Origin of the sequence: Christiangramia sp. 3-2217-3z (genome assembly GCF_051195275.1) — a bacterium.
Lineage (GTDB): Bacteria > Bacteroidota > Bacteroidia > Flavobacteriales > Flavobacteriaceae > Christiangramia > Christiangramia marina.
In genome coordinates this window covers 499,446-516,941 of sequence record NZ_JBNJLI010000001.1, presented here as the reverse complement: position 1 = coordinate 516,941, position 17,496 = coordinate 499,446, and the positions used below count along the sequence as shown (strand labels likewise).

Genomic DNA, 17,496 nt, shown 5'->3' with positions numbered 1-17,496 from the left:
CTATTCTTTTCCAAAAGTGATAATTTTAAAGTTTGCGTCTAAAGGATCTAATTTTGTTAAAAGGCGCTCGATAAGCCCCTGACCGTATTCACCGTAATACTCAGAGAAATTTGTTTGCCGCTCCTGCAAACTCCTGTTTGGAAATAGATCATTCTGTAGCGCAGCGATTCGCTCTACTTCATCCTTTAATTTTCTTTTTTGTGCTTGCAGGAGTCGGTTTTCGAGATTGTCGAGACCTTTAAGCTGCTTTACTTCCTGAGCTTTTACTGCACCAATAAATGATTTATCGGTTTTCTCAGCCAACTCATACATTTGCTGAAATTGCTGAATCAAATGCTCTTTCTGTTCTGAAAAATCAATATTGATATTGCTGATTTTCCGAACCTTTCGATTGATCAGCTCATGTTGTTTCAGAAATAATTCCTTCAGTGAAATATCGAGTTTCTTGCGTTTGGCATCCTGTTTAGCAGTTTGCAGTAATGCTGAATTCCGAAGTAACAACATTGGAAAAACCACATCTTCAGCTTCGAAATAATTCTTTAGCTGCAACCAGTAAGCAAGTTCTCCACCTCCGCCTATATAGCAAAGATTTGGAAGCAGCACTTCCTGGTAAAGCGGTCGCATCATGACATTTGGACTAAAACGTTCCGGATGCGCATCCACTTCTGCAAGTATTTCCTCTTTACTCCAGCTTATCTCTGTTTCATGAACAAAGTACTGAGCATCTTTTTTAACGATACGTTCCCGAATCTCATCATTGAGATAAAATAAATTGATATCGCGCGGATTCACCTGTACTTTATAGTCCTGTTCTTGCAGGGAATCTATAGCTGCCTGAGACGCTTTTGAAGAAGACTCATTTAATAATTCGTTCTTTATATGGATGGAAAAATGCTTTTTCAAACGGGAATCTCCAGCTGCGACGATAACAAGGCCTTCTTTGCCAAATAACCTGTTCGCCAGATAGCGCGTGGCATCGGTCAAGTTATTATGCTCCAGATATGCTTTCTGGAACATCTCCTTCAATTCTTCGGCATTAGTTCCTCCACCAATCTCGGAAGAAAAAAGCTTGAAAACTTCCTCAAGCCCTTCCGTAGAAAGTTTACCTACAGCAGTCGCTCCTGCCCGCTTTTCAGCATTATTCCATTTGAATCTTTTTCCGTGGAGATTAAAAAAATTGATCTCTTCAAAATCATGATCCTCTGTAGCCATCCAATATACCGGTACAAAATCATTCTCTGGATGTTCTTCTTTTAACTTCCTGGTAAGATTGATCGTGGAAACTATCTTATAAAGAAAATAAAGCGGACCCGTAAAAAGATTGAGCTGATGCCCCGTAACCACTGTAAATGTCTTTTCTGAAGATAAAAGATCGATGTTACCGGAGGTAGCCTCAGAAACTTTAAGATCTGCATATTGCTCTTTTAGAACTTCAACCAGATCCTTACGAATGGAATTGTTATAAGACCTAGATTTTTCATCGATTTGAGCCCTGAAATTTTCAATATTAGGAAAACGATGATATAAATGTTCCAAACTTTCTTTTTCTGAAAGATAATCCAGGATTAACGGAGTAAAATAATTGGTATCGGGATAAGCTATATGATCTGTAGACATCAACCTGTTTATAATTGCCGTAAAGATAAAACCTTTTAGGAAGGAAACTAAATCGAGACCAGCCGCATATTTATTCTTTACAATTAACTTAACATCTATAAAATTCTTAAATTCCGGTTATCAATCAAAAACCATTAGTTCATGATCTTAAAACGACTAATTTTCGCACTCTTAATCCTATTCTCATTTACATCCTGTTCAAGTGATGATGACGCTTCAACGACAGATCGCAGAAGCATTGAAGATCTCGAAGCAGATTTTCAAGCTTTGAACCTGCAACAAGGGATTAACGATGTAACACTTGAAAACCTTAACGGAAGTTCCTGGAATTTTAGAGTGATCATCCCGGAAAGTGCTTCATCTTCTGAGAGACCTCTTGTGCTAACACTTCATGGTGCAGCTGGCGGAGATGTAGATGCGCATAAAAACACTGCCTGTTATGCAGAGCCTGGTTTTGCAGCTTTGGATCCAATTATTGTTAGTCCCAACGGAGGAACCCAGCTTTGGAATAGTGCTTTTAATCAGGATCTTGTTATTGGCCTAATGTATCTAACTCAGAAATACCTAAACGTAGATAGAGACAGAACCGTGGTAACAGGTTACAGTAATGGTGGAAATGGCAGCTGGTTCTATGCTGAAATTTACCCTGAAATATTTACTGCATCTATTCCCATGGCCAGCAGTTATAGTACTTTTAGTTCTAACGGAAGTGTTAGAACCATAGAAACCCCACTATACGTTATTCACGGGGAGAAAGACGAATTATTTCCTCTTGCTGAAACTCAGGAATGGGTTGCCGCAACAAAAGATGCCGGTACCAATGTCACGCTGGAAATAGCTCCTGGTTTAACGCATTATGAGTCTTGTAATTATGCTCCATATTTGCAAAATGCTGCGAGTTGGCTACAGGATGAAGTTTGGGACTAAATCGCGAATTTTTTTACTTAATTTTGGATGCATTCACTTTTGAAAATCTAAAATTTTGAAAATCAGATTCTTTTTATCCTTTCTCATTGTAATTACCACAACATTATCTGGACAGGAGGTTCAAAGTCCGTCGCAGTTTCTTGGTTACGAATTAGGCTCTCAGTTTAGCAGGCATGCAGATGTCGTAAACTATATTGAACATGTAGCTGAAAATTCTGACCTGGTAAATTACCAGCAGTACGGTCTTACCAACGAACGTCGACCACTTACTTATGCCATTATTTCTTCGGAAGAAAATATACGAGATGTGGAGTCCATTAAGCAGAAGCATTTTGCGAGTGCCGGACTAACCGATGCTAATGAAACTTCTGAAAAAGCGATCGTATGGCTAAGCTATAATGTGCATGGTAACGAAGCCTCCAGTACCGAGGCTGCAATGAAAACCCTATATGAACTGGTTACCGGAAAGAGAGAACTTCTGGAAAATACAGTGGTAATTATTGACCCTTGTGTCAATCCAGATGGTCGTGACCGTTATGCAAACTGGTACAACCAGGTAAAAGCAACTCCTTATAATACGAGTCAGTTTTCTGCCGAGCATGATGAGCCATGGCCGGGTGGAAGACCTAATCATTATCTTTTTGATCTAAATCGTGACTGGGCCTGGGCAACGCAGGTAGAAACAAGACAACGTTTAAAAATTTATAATGAATGGATGCCACATATCCATGTAGATTTCCACGAACAGGATATCAACGATCCTTATTATTTCGCTCCTGCTGCTGAACCGTTTCATGAGATCATTACCGACTTTCAGCGTGATTTCCAGACCAGAATTGGAAAAAATCATGCGAAATATTTTGACGATAATGGCTGGTTATATTTTACAGGGGAGCAATTTGACCTGCTTTATCCAAGCTACGGGGATACGTATCCAACCTATATGGGCGCCATCGGGATGACCTACGAACAGGCTGGTCATGGTCGTGCTGGTTTAGGGGTTCAAACCAACGAAGGTTATATTCTAACTTTAAAAGATCGCATAGAACATCATTTTACAACTGGAATTTCCACGGTGGAAATGGCTTCAGAAAATGCGGCCGAACTGGTTTCAGAATTTGCAGATTTTTTTGCTGAAGGTGATTCAGAATTTAAAACCTATGCAATGAATGGCGAAAAGGATAAGATCAACGCTTTAACTGATCTACTGGACAGGCATAAGATCAAATATAGTTTTGCCAATTCAGGTACCATCAAAGGTTATTCTTATCAGGATTCCAAAAGTGGAAATCTTGAGTCCTCTAAAGAAACGTTGTTGGTATCTGGGAATCAGCCAAAATCAAAAATGGTCAAAGTGCTTTTCGAACCTAAAGCCAAACTTGTAGATTCTCTTACGTACGATATTACCGCCTGGAGTCTGCCTTATGCCTACGGTCTGGAGACAGTTGCCAGTTCCAAAATCATCAATGGGAATTCAAATAATCCTGAAACCTTTGAGCAATATACAGCGAACGCTAAAGCTACGGCATTTCTTTCAAAATGGAATAGCATGGAGGATGCGAGATTTCTGGCTGAACTTATTAGAAATGACATCAAGGTCCGTTTTAGTGAAAAACAATTTCAAAATTCCGGTGAAGATTTGAATGCCGGTAGCCTGATCATTTCTAAAAGTGATAATTCAGCAATTGAAAATTTCCAGCAGAAAGTGGTGGAGATCGCCAATAACATGCAGCGAAAACTTATAGCCACTAATACAGGATTTTCGGATAAGGGACCCGATTTTGGATCTGGAAATATAAAGATCATTAATAAGCAAAAAATTGGACTCCTGAGAGGTGAACAGGTTTCTTCGCTTAATTTTGGAGAGATCTGGTACTTTTTCGAACAGGATTTGAAGTATCCGGTAATTCCATTGGAAACGGGTAATCTTTCTTCCAGTGTACTGAGTGAACTCAACGTGCTGGTGATCCCTTCAGGGAATTACTCCGGTTTTCTTGATGAAGATAATTTGAAAATGCTTGAGAACTGGATTCGTGGCGGTGGAAAGGTGATTGCCATCGGGGATACTGTTTCAGCATTTGCAGGAAAAGATAATTTTGGGATTAAAGAAAAAGATTCCAAGAAAGATTCACTAAAAACTGCCGACAAGCTTGTTCCCTATTCTCAACGAGAAAGAGAATATGTAAAGAATATGATCACCGGAAGTATCGTAAAAACTTCGGTCGATTCAAGTCACCCATTGGCATTTGGATATGACGATACTTATTTCAGCTTAAAACTCAGCGGTGACAGCTATGAGCTTCTGGATTCAGGCTACAACGTGGTTTACATTCAGCAACCTGAGATCGTTTCTGGATTTGCTGGTAGCGAAGCTCAGAAAAAGCTTGAAAACTCTCTTATTTTTGGCGAAGAAAATATAGGTAGAGGTAGTATCATTTATATGGTAGACAATCCACTATTCAGAGCTTTCTGGGAGAACGGAAAGTTATTTTTTACCAATGCATTATTCCTAACAAATAATAGAGGATATGATTACTAATATGAAAATGAGACAATTTTTATCTGTTTTATGTTTTTTTCTAATAGCAAATATTATTGGTTTTGCCCAGGAAGGAACGAATCAGTTTTCGGTAGACTTCGAAACTTTCACCCTTAAAAACGGGCTTAAGGTGATACTTCACGAAGATAAATCTGACCCTGTCGTAGCAGTAGCGCTTACCGCTCACGTGGGTAGTGCCCGGGAAAAAGAAGGCAGAACAGGATTTGCACACTTATTTGAACATCTACTGTTTCTCGAATCTGAAAACCTTGGAAAAGGTGGACTGGATAAGCTCTCGGCAAGAATTGGTGGTAGCGGTGCCAATGGTTCTACAAGTCGTGATCGCACCAATTATTTCCAGACCGTACCAAAAGATGCTTTGGAAAAAATGATCTGGGCCGAAGCAGATAAACTTGGATACTTTATCAACACGGTTACAGAACCGGTCCTTGCCAAGGAAAAGCAGGTAGTTAAAAATGAAAAGCGCCAGGGAGTGGACAACCGGCCTTATGGACATACTTTCTATGTGATCGATAAAAACCTGTATCCTAAAGATCATCCCTACAACTGGCAGGTGATTGGAAGTCTTGATGATCTGCAAAACGCGACCTTACAGGATGTAAAGGAATTTTATAACAAGTGGTATACTCCTAACAATGTAACCCTGACGATCGCAGGTGATTTTAATAAAGATCAGGCCAAGGAATGGGTGCACAAATACTTTGATGAGATCCCACGTGGAGAGAAGATCGAAGAACAGGAAAAGCAGCTTGTTAGTCTCAAAAAAACTAAAAAAGTCTACCACGAAGACAATTTTGCCAAACTGCCTGAGCTTACCCTCGCCTGGCCTTCGGTATACTCTTACCATCCTGATAGCTTTGCATTGGAGATATTGACCAGCTACCTGGCTGATGGTAAAAATGCTCCTTTATACAAGAAAATTGTGGAAGATGCCAAACTTTCTGGCAATGTGAGCATGTTTAACTACACTTCTGAACTTTCGGGGCAGTTAATGCTTCAGGTTCGTGCTTATGATAGAAAGGACCTTGATTCTGTTTATGCTGTGATCAAGGAGGGAATTGCCGAATTCGAAAAAAATGGCATTCCGCAGAAAGACCTTAAGAGAATTAAAGCCGGTTTAGAGACAAATTTCTATAACTCCATTTCAAGTGTTCTTGGCAAAGGTTTTCAATTAGCACAGTATGATATCTTTGCGAATGATCCCAATTTCATCAACAAAGAGATCGAAAAATTACTGGCGGTTTCTTTGGAAGATGTCATGAGTGTTTTTAGAAGATATATAAAAGATCAGCATTATGTTGCTACCAGTTTTGTTCCAAAAGATCAATTAAATCTTGCCCTGGAAAATTCAGAAAAAGCTGAAGTTGTAGAAGAAAAGATCGTGGAAGGAGCTGAAGAAGACTTCGATGCATCACAGGCTGTAGATTATCCAAAAACAGCCTCTAGCTTTGATCGCAGCATTGAACCTCCATATTCAGCAAAACCTGAACTGGAAATTCCGGAGATCTGGAAAACGACGATGCCAAGCGGACTCCAAGTAATGGGTATTACCAATAAAGAAGTACCACTTGTACAGTTTAGTCTTGAAATTAAAAGCGGACAGTTACAGGAAACAAAAGAAAAAGCAGGAGTAGCAAATCTACTGGCCAACTTGATGAATCGTGGTACCGCTAAAAAAACTCCGGCAGAGCTAGAGGAAGCAATAGAACTATTGGGAGCGCGTATTTATGTAAGTTCTTCGGAAGAAAAAATTAGTATCACCGGAAATACACTGGCAAAGAATTATGCCGAGACGATGAAACTTGTGGATGAGATGCTGCTTCAACCACGTTGGGATGAGTCAGAGTTCGAACTTATTAAACAACAAACCCTTAGCAGGATCAAACAGCAGGAAGGAGATCCTAACAATATTGCTTCGAATGAATTTCGAAAATTGGTGTATGGTGAAAACAGTATACTTTCCATGAATGAAATGGGAACTACAGAAAGTGTGGAGAATATCACGCTGAACGATCTTAAAGCTTATTATTCTGAAAATCTTTCACCTCTTAACGCTACCTATCTCGTAGTAGGTGATCTGAATCTCGAAAAGGCGAAGAATTCACTAAAAGCAATTTCAGCTTCCTGGCCTCCGAAAACTGTAGATTTCCCGGAGTTTCCAGAATTCGAAGCACCGGAAAAATCTCTAATCTATTTTTATGATGTGCCGGGTGCAAAACAATCTGTTCTTACGTTCGGTGCTCCAGCATTAAGCGCTAGTGATAAAGACTTTTATGCAGCAGAGGTGATGAATTACAGACTTGGTGGTGGAAGTTTCGCATCCAGGCTTACCCAGGAACTTAGAGAAGGAAAAGGTTACACCTATGGAATTCGTTCCAGGTTCGAGGATAGATCCTACATTGGGCCATTCCTTATTTCCAGCGGTGTTCGATCCAATATAACTTATGAGGCTACTGAATTGGTTCGGGACATTCTTAAAGATTACGCCGATACTTTTACTCAGGATGATCTTGAGGTCACCAAAAGTTTTATGACTAAAAGCAGCACCAGGAAATTTGAAACTCTGGGCGCAAAACTAAACATGCTTAAAGAGATTAGCGATTATGGTTATAATGATGATTATGTTGCAGAACAGCAGCAGCAGGTAGAGGAAATGACGGTGATGGATATTCAGGAGCTGGCGAAGAAATATATTGATCCTGATAAAATGTATTTCCTTATTGTTGGTGATGCTGAAACCCAGTTCGAAAAACTGAAGAATCTTGGATATGGTGATCCGGTATTGCTTAACAAGGAAGAATAGCAATAAATAATATGAGATTTTTAGAAAAGGCAGGAACTAGAGTTCCTGCTTTTTTTATGGTAATCGTCAAGAATTTTAGAATAGCAGCACATGGAGTTATCTATAGCAAAATATCTACCGATGGTCTTTAGTTCTTCTTTGCTTTTAGATCGGAGGGATAATTAAGTATAACTATCACTATTTTTAACACTGAAAACGATCCTTAATTGCCTTGCTTCAGCTTGGTCTTTTAATCATAGTGAAGAAGTCTGATTACCAAATCTTGCTCTAAGCTTCGCTATATCTTCTTCAGAATAACCCTTAAGAGAAGCCATAGTACCCTGCGCATTTTGAGCTTTGATAATAAAATTCTCCCGAGTTACTGTGACATTAATAAGGCTACTTAACTTAAAAGAATAAAATAATTTTCCGAAGTTTTGCTGGTAATTCAACACAGTATCGTTCCACTCTATAAACTCTCCCTTTTTATGTCCACCACGGTAGTTTTGATAAAAATAGAGCAGTCCAATGATGAGATATCCGAAACTCATAAAATAATTGAAAGTACCGTCTTCCTCTACTAAAATTTGAGAGAGCAGGTAAAAAATGCTCATTAAAGTCCAGAAAATACCAAATAATATAAACTGGTTCCTTCTAAAAAAACTTAGCTTCCTGGTTATACGCTGCATCAGGCAGAGTGTTTAAGATTAGCAAACTCGGGATAGGCAGATCTCAGTTTCGCTATATCGGATTGTGAAAATTCTCTAATCTCGAAATAAATACCATCCGCAGGCCCAGACTTAATAAGCAGGTTTTCTTCACTAATTATGAAGTCATCCACCGCTGTCCATGAATATGATTTCTTTCCATTGATTTGGTCCTGAAGCACGATCTTCTTGTTGTCCCACTTTATAAATTCTTTCCTATTCTCTCTTCGGAAATAACCAACTACAACGGCTATAATTCCTAATGGTAAATAAGAAAGATAAAATGAATCACCTATACTGAAGTATGCTGCGATACCCATAAGGACATAGAAACCACCAAGAAAATATGGCATATTCCCTCTAAGAAAATGTGGAGTTTTCTCTATTTTATTCAAATCTAGGTTTTTAAATTAGACTGTACGGATCTTAAGTTCTTTACGAACAGGCTTCCTGGTTTCTACATTGATAGGCTTACCGTAAAGATCAAAGTCGGCAGCATCTGTAATTTCAACTTCGTAAAAATCACCGGTCTTTAGATAAACTGTCGTAGCATCGATTAAAACCTCATTATCAACATCTGGTGAATCTACCTCGGTCCTACCAATAAAGTAATTACCTTCTTTTCTGTCTATGATGACCTTAAAAACCTTTCCTATCTTTTGCTGATTAAGCTCCCAGGAGATCTGAGACTGTATTTCCATGATCTCATTTGCACGTTCCTGCTTCACTTCCTGTGGAACATCGTCTACAAGGTTAAATGCATGAGTGTTCTCTTCATGAGAATAAGTAAAACATCCAAGTCTTTCAAAGCGCATTTCCTGCACCCATTCTTTCAATTCCTGGAAGTTCGCTTCAGTTTCACCTGGATAACCAACAATAAGAGTAGTTCTAATCGCCATTTCTGGAACAGTTGCTCTGAACTTCTTAAGCAAATTAGTGGTTTTTTCATGAGTGGTTCCTCGTCGCATAGACTTCAGAAGATCATCATTAATATGTTGTAGAGGAATATCAAGATAATTACAAACCTTAGATTCCCTGTTCATTACATCGAGAACGTCCATTGGGAATCCCGTAGGAAAAGCATAATGCAAACGAATCCATTCAATGCCTTCTACCTTTACGAGATTTTCCAGCAATTCTGCGAGATTTCTTTTCTTATATAGATCCAGACCGTAATAGGTGAGATCCTGCGCGATCAAAATAAGTTCCTTGACTCCGTTCGCAGCAAGTTTCTCTGCCTCTATCACGAGGTTTTCGATTGGTGTCGACTTATGTCCACCACGCATTAATGGAATAGCACAAAAAGAACATGGTCTGTCACAACCTTCAGCAATCTTTAGGTATGCGTAATTTTTTGGAGTAGTTGTTAGACGCTCACCAATAAGTTCATGCTTATAATCGGCTTCCAGAGCTGAAAGCAATCCTGGTAGTTCAGTAGTTCCAAAATATTGATCCACATCTGGAATTTCCTTTTGAAGATCTGGCTTGTAACGCTCACTTAAACAACCGGTTACAAACACTTTATCTACAGAGCCTTCCTGCTTTTTCTCAACGAATTCAAGAATTGTATTAACCGACTGTTCCTTTGCGTTATCAATAAAACCACAGGTATTGATCACTACGATATTACCTTCGCCTTCATGAACCACATCTTTATCATTCGCCTGAAGCTGCCCCATCAAAACTTCTGAATCATATACGTTCTTGCTACAACCCAGAGTTACTACATTAATCCTGTTCTTTTTAAGCGATTTCGTCCTCATAATATATTGCTTTCTAAATGCTTAAGAATTCTGAATCCAAAAATCTAAGCGGGTGCAAAGATAAGGTGTAAAATTTATACACCTAATTTTAAGCTGAATAAACTAATTGGTATTAATTCAGGTTTGTATAGGTCGCGATTGGTAACCTAAACTTTCTGTAAAGATTTCAAGTAGAAAAAAGTCTCTAGTGCATTAGTTATGAAAAGCGCTCTTGCAACTGAAGCATCCACTCTACTTCATAATAACGAACAATACTTATCAAGATAACCCCAGCGATCACATATGCCCAGTGATACCTGTTATATTTTACCATATAACCGCCAACCAGTCCAAAAACTAAATATGGTAGAGACAGAATTAAATTCGGGATCACCCATGCACCCTGAAACATTGAAATGACTTTCATCACAACGAAAAAGATGCTGTAAAAAAATATGATTTTGGAAATCAGGACCAGGTATCTGTCTGCTTTTTCACTCATTATAATCCTTTGGTGTTTTTCTACGTTTGGAAGTCTTTTCAAATGCGTATGCAAATTCCAGCAATTGCTTTTCTGAAAAAGGTTCACTGATGAAGGTTAATCCCATTGGTTGATTCTCTGAAGTATAACCCATAGGAACCGTTATCGCTGGATATTTTGCTACCGCAGCATAACCAGCATGATAATTATTAATAGATATGATCGCATCCAGATCATGCTCTTTCATCGGTTTGCTCAGGAATCGCGTACCGTTGATTTTCAAAGTATCCTTGATCGCTGCAAATTCCTCAGTACTGGCTGAATCCTTTAAGATCCCCAGAAATAAAGCCTGTCCGTAAGGAGCTCTTTTTACTGAATCCATGGCATTATAATCTACGACATCCTGAACGTTCTGGAAATCAACGTCGCCTCCATATTTTTGAAAATATTCTGGAAGATCCTTTTGCATATCCAGGTTCAGTAATCTTAAGAAATTTGGAAGATCAATTTCTTCCACTTCATACTCAATAATAGTCGCGCCGGCTTTCTCAAGGTCAGCCACTGCCCTCATGTATAGAGAATCTGACTTTAAACTTTTGATCACTCCAAAACGTTTTCCTTTAAGACTGGAGTTTTTAAGATCCTTATAAAGGTTTGCAGGCTGTTTTGCTATGGAAGATGCAGGGTCTTCTGAATCGACTCCGGTCATAGCAGAAAGCAAGATCGCATTATCGATCACAGACCGGGTCATAGGACCAGGAGTATCTAATGTACTTGAAATGGGTACAATTCCGCCTCGGCTTAATAAGCCAATAGTTGGTTTCAATCCTACGATCGAATTTGAACTTGATGGTGATAAGATAGAACCGGAAGTTTCAGATCCTACTGCTACGGGAGCAAGATTCGCGCCTACTGCCACTCCACTTCCAGAACTTGATCCGCCGGTATCATGAATTTTTCTACCATAAGGATTCAGAGTTTGTCCTCCAACTGCCGAATATCCACTTGGACATTCACCACAAAAGAAATAAGCCCATTCACTTAGATTGGCCTTGCCTAGTATAAGTGCACCATTCTTTTTAAGTCGTTCTACAATAAAAGCATCACCGGTTTGATTGCCTTTCAAAGCTTCAGCACCGGCTGTAGTTGGCATAGCCTTCGTATTGATATTATCCTTCAGCAGTACCGGAATGCCGTAAATAGGATGATTGTTGGTTGAGTTCTTTAGTTGCTCATCTTTTTTTCTTGCTTCAGAAATAAGATCAGGATTTAGTGAGATCACCGAATTTAGAGAAAGTTCGTTTTCGCGGTCATATTCTCTGATTCTGGTTAAGTAAAACAAAGATAGCTCTTCGTAAGTAAGTTTTCCAGAGGCGATAGATTCCTGAATTTCCGGAATGGACTTTTCGAAAACCAAAGCTTTTACTTCCTCATAAACTTCGGAAGTAAATTCATCTAAATCTTTCTCAAATGGCACCCATAAACTGTCTGCCGTAATATATTCTGAATCCAGAACTTTAAATTCCCGCTCTTCCGAAGAAACCGAAGTAGAATCTTCATCAGTTTGAACTTCTTCTGAATTTTCAGGATCATTTTTACAAGAAGTCAGCAGAGTTCCCAGCACGAAAAGAAGAAATAATTGTTTCATTATTTAAAGAATGAGTCTACGAATTCATATTTATTAAAAACCTGTAAATCCTCTACTCTTTCCCCTACGCCAATATATTTTACAGGAATCTGAAATTGATCACTAATCCCAATCACCACACCACCTTTTGCCGTACCGTCCAGTTTGGTAACAGCAAGCGAAGTTACTTCTGTGGCCGCAGTAAACTGCTTAGCCTGCTCAAAAGCATTCTGCCCGGTAGAACCATCCAACACCAGCATCACTTCATGAGGTGCCTCTGGAATGGTTTTTTGCATTACCCTTTTGATCTTGGTAAGTTCCTTCATGAGGTTCACCTTGTTGTGCAACCTTCCGGCAGTATCAATAAGAACCACATCTGCACCTAGCTTCACAGCACTTTGCACTGTATCAAAAGCAACAGAAGCGGGATCGCTTCCCATTTTCTGCTTAATGATTGGTACATCTGTACGATCAGCCCAGATTTGTAACTGATCAATCGCAGCGGCGCGAAAAGTATCTGCCGCTCCTAGTACTACCTTTTTACCTGAATTTTTAAACTGATTGGCAAGTTTCCCGATCGTGGTGGTTTTACCAACACCGTTTACACCAACCACCATTATGACGTATGGCTTTTTCACTTCAGGAAGGCTAATGTCTGAACCTTCACCCTTATTGGTTTCAGATAGTAATGCCGCGATCTCTTCCCGTAGAATTTTATTTAGTTCATTTGTACCGAGGTATTTATCCCTGGCGACGCGCTCTTCAATCCTATTAATGATCTTAATGGTGGTAGCAACTCCCACATCGCTACTTACAAGTACGTTTTCCAGATCATCCAAAACCTCTTCATCAACTTTGGTTTTTCCGGCAACTGCCTTGCTCATTTTATCAAAAAAACTGGCTTTGGATTTTTCCAGTCCCTTGTCAAGGTTTTCTTTTTTCTCTTTAGAAAATATCTTTTTAAATAAACTCATTATATTCTGGCAGGTTAATATGTAAAAGAAGCCATTCGGCCCCTTTTTTACGGCAATAAAGATACATAAAAAGAAAAAGCCGTCCAGAATAAATCCAGGACGGCTTTTTATGATTATCTAAAATCGTTTGTGAACGATACTTACTTCTTCAAGAAGTCGTTAACGTCTTCCGGAGCCATGATTTGTTCTACAAATGTGTAGGCACCGGTTTTCTCAGATTTAACCATTTTTATTGCTTTGGTTAATCTTTTAGATCCTGTTTGAATAGATGCTACTGATTTCTTTGCCATGACTCAATTATTTAATTTCTTTATGAACCGTCATTTTCTTAAGAATAGGATTGAATTTCTTCAACTCCATTCTATCCGGTGTATTCTTCTTATTTTTTGTAGTAATATATCTTGAAGTACCTGGTTGTCCAGTTGCTTTATGCTCTGTACACTCTAGAATTACCTGAACTCTGTTACCTTTCTTTGCCATTGTGAAATATTTTTAGGTGCTGCTTGGGATTATTTCTGAAGAAATCCTTTTGCTTTAGCTTCCTTAATTACGGCAGAAATGCCTTTTTTATTGATATCTTTTAATGCAGATGTACACACTTTCAAAGTGATCCATCTATCTTCTTCAGGAAGGAAAAAACGTTTTTTAACCAGATTGGCGTTAAATTTACGTTTAGTCTTGTTCATGGCGTGAGAAACATTATTCCCAACCATTGCTTTTTTCCCGGTAAGTTCACAAACTCTTGACATTGCTCTATACTTTTCTCGTTATTTCAAAACAGGCTGCAAATTAACGATTTTTTTACCTAACAGACAACAAAATGAAAAAAAATATTTTACCCTGAAAATATTCTTCTCGAATCGCCGTTAAGTACCGCCATTAAGCCTGAGCGGATGCAAAAATACATTTTTTTAATGATAATGATCAAAGGATCAAATACCAATTTTTAAAAATGTTTAAGATATTAGATTGAGTCTCAATCTGTAGACTGAAGTTTTAGTAATTGTTCCAGTAAGATCTGCAGGCTTTTATTCACTGTTTTACCTATCACCTTCTCCCGGTGATTGCTAAACATAAATTCAAACGCAAGTGTTTTCCCGGGAGTAGCCAGTCCAATAAAAACGGTACCAACTTCTGCTTCGCTATCACCTTTTTCAGGTCCGGCATTACCGGTAGTAGATAGAGCAAAATCTGTATTAAACTTTTTACGGGCTCCTTCTGCCATAGCTTTAGCAACTTCAGCACTTACTACAGACTTTTCTTTTATTAGCTTTTCGGGAACCTCCAGCAGATCAATTTTAGATTGGGTTGCATAACATACCACGCTTCCTTTGAAAGTCTTTGAGGAACCTGGCGCCTCTGTAAACCTGGAAGCCAGTCGACCTCCTGTACAACTTTCCGCAGTAGAAAGCGTCCATTTATTTTTTTTAAGTAGCCTGGCAATGACCATTTCCACTGGATCATCATCTTCAAAACCATACATGATGTCCCCAATGAGCTTTCGCAACTCAATGATCTGTTCATCAATGGCATCTTCCAGCTCTTTGTGATCTGTCCCTCGCGCACTAAGTCTGAGCCTCACTCTGCCAAGATTAGGTAAATAAGCAAGCTTGATATGCGCAGGTAATTGATCCTCCCAGGCTTCTATACGTTCGGCGATCGCGCTTTCTCCAAGCCCAAGGGTAATAACAGTTTTATGCAGAATAACCGGTCTGGAAAATTCAGTCATTATTCGCGGGATGATCTCGTGCTCCATGATTCCGCGCATTTCATATGGCACGCCCGGCATGGATACAAAGACCTGATTTCCTTTTTTAAACCACATTCCTGCAGCAGTTCCATATTCGTTATGTAGTGCAACAGCCTTGGATGGCAACATCGCCTGCTCCCGGTTAAGGTCTGAAATTGGCGTGTCTATATATTTTTCAAAGAGCTCTTCAATATGATGGAGAACCTTATCATTTTTTACAAGGGTATCATCGAAGAATTCACAAAGACATTTCTTGGTAATATCGTCTTTAGTAGGTCCCAAACCTCCAGTAATAATGATGATATCTGCCCGGGCAGAAGCCTCCTCCAAGGTTTGCAATATATGTTCACGATCATCCTGAATAGAAGTGATCTGGTGAACGCTTACACCAATTTTATTAAGTTCTTTGGAAATATAAACCGAGTTTGTATCCACGATCTGTCCAATGAGGATCTCATCACCAATGGTTACGATTTCAGCTTTCATCCTAGATTAAAATCTCTTTTCAAAGCCTCTGAAGCTACATTCACCTTTTTAGTAATAATTTCTGAAGCTTGCGGTACCTCATCCTTTCTTTGACCATGCTTAGACCAGGCTTCAATAACTTTTATCTGCTCCATCAGGTTTAGACCAAACATCTGAAGGTTCGGTTTCATTTTATGAGCGTACTGGTAAGCCAGTGAAGGATTATCATTATCAATGGCTTCATTCATCGCAGCAACGTCTGGCGGGATTTCTTCAAGAAAAGTCTGGACTACTACTAACAAAAATTCTTCATCGCCGCCAGCCATTTCCTTAACGTCGTCAAGATTGTAATTACTCATTCAAAATTATTTTACTTTGATAGAAAACATTTGTTGATCTTCCAGGTAACCCGTTAATCTGTCGTCTGTAGCGACTTTTCCTACTCCGGCAGGTGTTCCCGTAAAGATGATATCACCAATTTTCAGGGTGAAATACGACGAAATATAAGCAATTAATTCATCAATTTTCCAAAGCATATGTGCGGTTGAGGAAGATTGTACTACAGCTTCATTTTTTTCGAGCCTGAAATTGAGTTCATCTACCGCAGGTAGTTGCTCTTTTTGTAACCACTTGTCTGATATCACAGCAGCACCATCGAAAGCTTTGGATTTCTCCCAGGGCAACCCTTTTTCTTTAAGTTTATTCTGAAGATCCCTGGCCGTGAAGTCAATTCCCAGGCCTATTTCGTCATAATATTTATACGCAAATTTCTCCTGAATATGTTTCCCTATTTTTTTGATCTTCACTAAAACCTCTACTTCGTAATGGATATCATTTGAAAAGTCTGGAATAAAGAATGGCTGCTTTTTTAATAATATTGAAGTATCCGGCTTCTGAAACAGAACCGGTTCCTCTGGTCTCTCATTTTTCAATTCTGTAATATGATCTGTATAATTTCTACCTACACAAATAATTTTCATACTAATTGGTGATTACAAGGTTCATTGCCGGTACCGGCATTTTCATTTTTTTCCATTCTCCTCTACTTAGGTAGTAAACCGGAACTTTTGATTCCACAGCTTTGAATGTAGGACCGTACTTTTTTAAATCCATATACTTACCATTTTCAAGAAGCAACTTAGCGGTTCTTATATAATTCTGGTCAATCTGCAAGCCTTCCACCCCTATCAGAAACCCATTCTCAGGAATAAGAATTCTTTCATCCTCTAGATCTACACGAACCTTTGACCCAGGTCTCCCGGTAACAGTAATATTATCAATGAGATCATAACCTGGTTCTGAATCATCAGTAAGACTCATGATCCGGATCCGGAAAATATAATCACACTTGACACTACCTATACCTTTAAAAAGAAAGATTTCTGCTGATTTGAGGTAAGCAGGTTCATCTTTTAATTCTGAAGGCTTTGGAAAATAGCGTAAGAATATACGAGCTCCTTCATTGTCTCCTGAATTTGAAATTCCCAACCTATCTTTAGATTTTGAGGCTTTTATTTTAATGGTTTTATCCTGTAAAGGAGCCTGAACAATTACTTCGTTTAGATGTTCCTTATTTTGGGAGAGAAAAATAGTATCCATCTGTTTCTTGACATAGGTGATATCTTTTGAATCGTAACCCACATACCCAAACCGAAGATTCTGACCTGCTTTAGGTTCCTTAAGCTGAAAATATCCATTTTCATTGCTAGTGGTCCCCTGACTGGTATTTAATACATAGATATTGACAAACGGCAGAGGTTCTTTGCTAACAGAATCGACCACTACTCCATCAATCATCTCACTTTGAGCATTTGAAGAAATAGCTATCATCAGCAAAACCATTAAACTGTAAAATCTCCTCATA

The 17,496-nt window shown here is 38.9% G+C and carries 17 protein-coding genes; 3 read left to right on the top strand and 14 right to left on the bottom strand.

The features are described 5' to 3' along the window. Nucleotides 1-1,617: a bacillithiol biosynthesis cysteine-adding enzyme BshC gene (bshC, locus tag ACSHZO_RS02495; RefSeq protein ID WP_298246495.1), complete on the bottom strand. Its 1,617-nt coding sequence runs from the start codon at nucleotides 1,615-1,617 to the stop codon at nucleotides 1-3. Between the two features lie 141 nt (nucleotides 1,618-1,758). Between bshC and ACSHZO_RS02490 the strand changes: the two genes are divergently transcribed. Genes ACSHZO_RS02490 through ACSHZO_RS02480 form a run of 3 tightly spaced genes read left to right on the top strand, consistent with a single transcriptional unit; the run spans nucleotide 1,759 to nucleotide 7,907 of the window. Next, the gene (locus tag ACSHZO_RS02490; protein WP_298246494.1) at nucleotides 1,759-2,544 is read left to right on the top strand and encodes a prolyl oligopeptidase family serine peptidase; all 786 of its coding nucleotides are present in this window, start codon (nucleotides 1,759-1,761) and stop codon (nucleotides 2,542-2,544) included. Nucleotides 2,545-2,596: 52 nt separating this feature from the next. Next, a complete protein-coding gene (locus tag ACSHZO_RS02485; RefSeq protein WP_435066541.1) occupies nucleotides 2,597-5,083 on the top strand; it encodes a M14 family metallopeptidase in 2,487 nt (828 codons plus the stop codon). After that, nucleotides 5,073-7,907, top strand: coding sequence for a M16 family metallopeptidase (locus tag ACSHZO_RS02480; RefSeq protein WP_435066475.1), 2,835 nt, complete (start codon nucleotides 5,073-5,075; stop codon nucleotides 7,905-7,907). The genes ACSHZO_RS02485 and ACSHZO_RS02480 overlap by 11 nt, the downstream gene beginning before the upstream one ends. Nucleotides 7,908-8,140: 233 nt before the next feature. Here the strand turns inward: ACSHZO_RS02480 and ACSHZO_RS02475 are convergent, their stop codons facing one another. From ACSHZO_RS02475 to ACSHZO_RS02415, 13 genes are all read right to left on the bottom strand, one after another. Continuing rightward, entirely contained in the window at nucleotides 8,141-8,575 is a 435-nt protein-coding gene (locus ACSHZO_RS02475; RefSeq protein WP_298246492.1) for a hypothetical protein, read from the bottom strand. Then, nucleotides 8,575-8,988, bottom strand: a complete 414-nt coding sequence (locus ACSHZO_RS02470; RefSeq protein WP_298246491.1) for a hypothetical protein — start codon at nucleotides 8,986-8,988, stop codon at nucleotides 8,575-8,577. Before ACSHZO_RS02470 ends, ACSHZO_RS02475 begins: the two co-directional genes overlap by 1 nt. A 15-nt stretch (nucleotides 8,989-9,003) precedes the next feature. After that, nucleotides 9,004-10,356, bottom strand: coding sequence for a 30S ribosomal protein S12 methylthiotransferase RimO (gene rimO, locus ACSHZO_RS02465; protein ID WP_298246490.1), 1,353 nt, complete (start codon nucleotides 10,354-10,356; stop codon nucleotides 9,004-9,006). A gap of 196 nt (nucleotides 10,357-10,552) precedes the next feature. Beyond that, a complete protein-coding gene (locus ACSHZO_RS02460; protein WP_295178765.1) occupies nucleotides 10,553-10,837 on the bottom strand; it encodes a hypothetical protein in 285 nt (94 codons plus the stop codon). Beyond that, nucleotides 10,830-12,464 (bottom strand): amidase family protein, encoded by a 1,635-nt coding sequence (locus tag ACSHZO_RS02455; RefSeq protein ID WP_298246489.1) that lies wholly within the window; start codon nucleotides 12,462-12,464, stop codon nucleotides 10,830-10,832. The genes ACSHZO_RS02460 and ACSHZO_RS02455 overlap by 8 nt, the downstream gene beginning before the upstream one ends. Further along, nucleotides 12,464-13,417, bottom strand: coding sequence for a signal recognition particle-docking protein FtsY (gene ftsY / locus ACSHZO_RS02450; RefSeq protein WP_298246488.1), 954 nt, complete (start codon nucleotides 13,415-13,417; stop codon nucleotides 12,464-12,466). The genes ACSHZO_RS02455 and ftsY overlap by 1 nt, the downstream gene beginning before the upstream one ends. A 140-nt stretch (nucleotides 13,418-13,557) precedes the next feature. After that, nucleotides 13,558-13,707, bottom strand: coding sequence for a DUF4295 domain-containing protein (locus ACSHZO_RS02445; RefSeq protein ID WP_084509775.1), 150 nt, complete (start codon nucleotides 13,705-13,707; stop codon nucleotides 13,558-13,560). A 7-nt stretch (nucleotides 13,708-13,714) separates the two neighbouring features. Next, entirely contained in the window at nucleotides 13,715-13,897 is a 183-nt protein-coding gene (gene rpmG, locus ACSHZO_RS02440) for a 50S ribosomal protein L33 (protein WP_057480125.1), read from the bottom strand. Between the two features lie 29 nt (nucleotides 13,898-13,926). Beyond that, nucleotides 13,927-14,166: a 50S ribosomal protein L28 gene (gene rpmB, locus ACSHZO_RS02435; protein ID WP_026915534.1), complete on the bottom strand. Its 240-nt coding sequence runs from the start codon at nucleotides 14,164-14,166 to the stop codon at nucleotides 13,927-13,929. Between the two features lie 227 nt (nucleotides 14,167-14,393). Then, nucleotides 14,394-15,653: a competence/damage-inducible protein A gene (locus ACSHZO_RS02430; RefSeq protein ID WP_298246487.1), complete on the bottom strand. Its 1,260-nt coding sequence runs from the start codon at nucleotides 15,651-15,653 to the stop codon at nucleotides 14,394-14,396. Next, the gene (locus ACSHZO_RS02425) at nucleotides 15,650-15,991 is read right to left on the bottom strand and encodes an Hpt domain-containing protein (protein ID WP_298246486.1); all 342 of its coding nucleotides are present in this window, start codon (nucleotides 15,989-15,991) and stop codon (nucleotides 15,650-15,652) included. Before ACSHZO_RS02425 ends, ACSHZO_RS02430 begins: the two co-directional genes overlap by 4 nt. A 6-nt stretch (nucleotides 15,992-15,997) precedes the next feature. Beyond that, the gene (locus ACSHZO_RS02420; RefSeq protein WP_298246485.1) at nucleotides 15,998-16,612 is read right to left on the bottom strand and encodes a fumarylacetoacetate hydrolase family protein; all 615 of its coding nucleotides are present in this window, start codon (nucleotides 16,610-16,612) and stop codon (nucleotides 15,998-16,000) included. 1 nt (nucleotide 16,613) lies between these two features. After that, on the bottom strand, nucleotides 16,614-17,495 hold the full coding sequence (locus tag ACSHZO_RS02415) for a carboxypeptidase-like regulatory domain-containing protein (RefSeq protein ID WP_298246484.1): 882 nt from the start codon (nucleotides 17,493-17,495) through the stop codon (nucleotides 16,614-16,616). Nucleotide 17,496 lies beyond the last annotated feature (1 nt).